Origin of the sequence: Longimicrobium sp. (assembly GCF_036554565.1) — a bacterium.
Classification (GTDB): Bacteria; Gemmatimonadota; Gemmatimonadetes; order Longimicrobiales; family Longimicrobiaceae; genus Longimicrobium.
Genome location: NZ_DATBNB010000372.1, coordinates 1 through 3,628, shown reverse-complemented (window position 1 = coordinate 3,628; position 3,628 = coordinate 1). Strand labels below are relative to the sequence as shown.

At 69.3% G+C, this 3,628-nt stretch carries 2 protein-coding genes; both read left to right on the top strand.

Annotated features, from left to right (window positions below; translation table 11 throughout):
• The first annotated feature begins 210 nt into the window (after positions 1-210).
• Positions 211-1,815 (top strand): TldD/PmbA family protein, encoded by a 1,605-nt coding sequence (locus tag VIB55_RS10365; protein ID WP_331876586.1) that lies wholly within the window; start codon positions 211-213, stop codon positions 1,813-1,815.
• A gap of 193 nt (positions 1,816-2,008) precedes the next feature.
• A complete protein-coding gene (secD, locus tag VIB55_RS10360; protein ID WP_331876585.1) occupies positions 2,009-3,580 on the top strand; it encodes a protein translocase subunit SecD in 1,572 nt (523 codons plus the stop codon).
• Positions 3,581-3,628 lie beyond the last annotated feature (48 nt).

The window sequence follows — 3,628 nt, the reverse complement described above, 5'->3', positions numbered from 1 at the left end:
CCCTCCCCGCATGCTGCGCATGCGGAGAGGGGAGAATTCGATCGCGCTTCGGCACGTGTGGCGCGGTGGCCTCCCCGGCCAGGCATCGGGACTTAGGGCCTTCCCAATCCGCCTGGCGACCGGGCTCCGAGACCCGCACGTGCCCCGGTTGTTCGAACGCGCGTTCCACGTTACAATCCGCTCACACCATCATCCCCAGAGCGCAGCCGTATGAAACGCCGCGAATTCATCACCCGCAGCGCCGCCGCAGCCGCCGGGCTTTCCGTGCTCCCGAGCGGCGCCGCGCACGCGGCCCGCATCATCACGTCCGGCGACGCCGACCAGCGCGAGCTCGCCATGCGCGCCCTGGATGCCGCGAAGAGCGCCGGCGCGCAGTACGCCGACGTCCGCATCAACCGCAACCGCAACCAGTCCGTCGGCACGCGCGAGCGGCAGATCACCGGCTTCCAGGACTCGGAAACGTCGGGCTTCGGCGTGCGGGTGCTGGCGAACGGGGCGTGGGGCTTCGCCGCCAGCCGCGAGGTGAACGCCGAGGAGGTCACGCGCGTGGCCCGGCAGGCCGTGGCGCAGGCGCGGGCCAACGCCGCCGCGCGCCAGCGGCCGGTGGAGCTGGCGCCGGTGGAGCGGGTGGTGGACGGGCGCTGGCAGTCGCCCATCCAGGTGGACCCGTTCGACGTGCCCATCGAGGAAAAGGTGAACCTGCTCTTCGAGGCCAACGCCGCGGCGCTGGGCGTGGCCGGGGCGCGGTTCGTCACCTCGTCGCTCTTCTTTCTGCGCGAGGAAAAGACCTTCGCCTCCACCGACGGCAGCTACACCGTCCAGACCATCTACCGCACCCTGCCGCAGATGACGGTGACGGCGGTGGCCGCGGACGGCGGCGACTTCCAGGCACGGCAGAGCACCCCCGTGGCCGCCATGGGGCTGGGCTACGAGCACGTCCGCAACGCCGACCTGGTGAACAACGCCCGCCGGTGGGCCGAGGATGCGGTCGCCAAGCTTTCCGCCAAACCGGTGGAGCCGGGGCGCTACGACCTGGTGCTGATGCCCTCGCACCTGTTCCTGACCATCCACGAGTCCATCGCGCACCCCACCGAACTCGACCGCATCATGGGGTTCGAGGCCAACTACGCCGGAACGTCGTTCATCCACCCCATCGGCGACTTCCTGGGCAAGTTCCGCTACGGCCAGGAGATCATGAACATCCAGGCCGAGCGCAGCACCCCCGGCGCCCTGGCCACCGTGGGCTGGGACGACGAGGGCGTGCGCCCGGACGAGTACCTGATCGTCAAGAACGGCATTTTGAACGACCTGCAGACCACGCGCGAGCAGGCGCCCATGCTGGCCGACTGGTACCGGCAGAGCGGCAAGCCCGTGCGCAGCCACGGCAACAGCTACGCGCAAAGCTGGGCCGACGTGCAGTTCCAGCGCATGCCCAACGTCAACCTGATGCCGCACGCCACCCGCGACGTGAAGCTCGACGAGCTGGTGGGCGGCATCGAGAACGGGATCCTGATCGAGGGGCGCGGCTCGTACTCCATCGATCAGCAGCGGTACAACGCCCAGTTCGGCGGGCAGGTGTTCCACGAGATCCGCAACGGCCGGGTGGGCGGCATGCTCAAGGACGTGGCGTACCAGATGCGCACGCCCGAGTTCTGGAGCGGCATGGACCTGATCGGCGGACGAAGCACCAACGAGATCCACGGTTCGTTCAACGACGGAAAGGGACAGCCGTCGCAAAGCAACGCCGTTTCGCACGGGTGCCCGCCGGCGCGCTTTCGCCAGGTAAACGTGATCAACACCGGACGCCGTGCCTAAACCGGCGATTGGCAACGGCTTGGGCGTACGCCGCCCCGCTCCCGGCACCCCCGGCGGGCGGGGCGGCGGCGGTTGACAGGAGCACGTAAGGGCGGCTAACTTTTCGAGTTATCCCGAACGGCGCCGTCGTTCCCCGTTTTCCCGCTCCGGGAAAGCATCCTCGCACATCCTCCCTCGGGAGTTCACAGCTCCGATGTTTCAGAACGTCAGGGCCCGTCTGGGCTTGATTCTCGTGCTCGCGGCCGCCTGCGTGGCCCTCCTCTTCTGGAACCAGGGCCGCAAGGGCCAGATGGTCACCCTGGGGCTGGACCTGCAGGGCGGCATCCACATGGCTCTCGAGGTGGACGAGACCGGCAAGGCACTCACCGCCCAGCAGCGCAGCGAGGCCATCGACCGCGCGCTGAAGGTGGTGCGCATTCGCGTCAACGCGCTCGGCGTGTCGGAGCCGGTGGTGCAGAAGGCCGGCAACGACCGCATCGTGGTGGAGCTGGCCGGGCTGCAGAACATGAACCAGGCCCGCGACGTGATCTCCAAGGCCGCGTTCCTGGAGTTCCAGATCGTCAACCGCCCGGAAGAGGTGCAGCCCGCGGTGGCCCGCCTGGACCAGGCCGTGGCCCGCGCCTTCCCCAACGCGGCGCGCGCGGCCCCGGCGGCCGAGTCGCCGGTGGGCGGCGTGTTCAAGCAGAAGGGTGCCGCGGCCGACAGCGGAACGGCGGGCAAGCCCTTCGAGAGCAAGATCGCCAGCGTGGGTCCCGAGGGGCAGCTGCTGGTGGCCGTGGCCGACACGGCCGCCGTCGGCGCCTGGCTGCGCCACCCGGCGGTGGCCGCGTCGCTGCCGCGCGGAACGGAGGTCCTGTGGGGCGTTCCCGAGGCCGAAGAGAACAAGCAGTTCCGCTCGCTGTGGTTCGTGCAGAACCGCGCCATCATGACGGGCGAGTACCTGCAGTCGGCGGTGGCGGCGACGGACCCGCAGTTCAACCGCCCGGTGGTGAACTTCGAGCTGAACCGCCGCGGCGGGCGCGTGTTCGGGCGTGAGACGGGCCGCAACCTGCAGCGGCAGATGGCCATCGTGCTCGACAACCAGGTGTTCACTGCCCCGGTCATCCAGGGGCAGATCGAGCGCAATGGGCAGATCACCCTGGGCAGCGCCACGCTGGAAGACGCCAGCGAGCTGGCCCTGGTCCTGCGCGCGGGCGCCCTGCCGGTGCCGCTGAAGATCGTCGAGGAGCGCTCCGTGGGCCCCACGATGGGCGCCGACTCGGTGCGCGCGGGCTTCATCGCCGGCCTGATCGGCCTGGCGGGCGTGGTGCTCATCATGATCGGCTACTACCGGGTGGCGGGGCTGTTCGCGGTGATCGGGCTCGCGCTGTACGTGCTGTACACGCTGGGCTCGCTGGTCGCGGTGGACGCGGTGCTCACCTTCCCCGGCATCGCCGGCCTGGTGCTTTCCATCGGCATGTCGGTAGACGCCAACGTGCTGATCTTCGAGCGCATCCGCGAAGAGCTGGACGCCGGCCGCCCCGTGCGCGCGGCGGTGAGCGAGGGGTTCAAGCAGGCGCTTTCGGCCATCGTCGACTCCAACATCACCACCCTGCTCACGGCGGCCATCCTGTACTACGTGGGCACCGGGCCCATCCAGGGCTTCGCGATCACCCTGGGCATCGGCATCATCATCTCGATGTTCACGGCCATCTTCGTGACGCGCACCCTGTTCACCCTGTACCTCGAGCGCCGGTCGTCCGCCGCGCAGGGTCTGGCCATCTGACGCGGGGAGATTACTGACATGCGCATCTTTCAGAACGCGAACTTCCCG

Coding starts and splice junctions, on each gene's coding strand:
- VIB55_RS10365 (WP_331876586.1), top strand. CDS start 211: ATGAAACGCCGCGAATTCATCACCCGCAGCGCCGCCGCAGCCGCCGGG.
- secD (WP_331876585.1), top strand. CDS start 2,009: ATGTTTCAGAACGTCAGGGCCCGTCTGGGCTTGATTCTCGTGCTCGCG.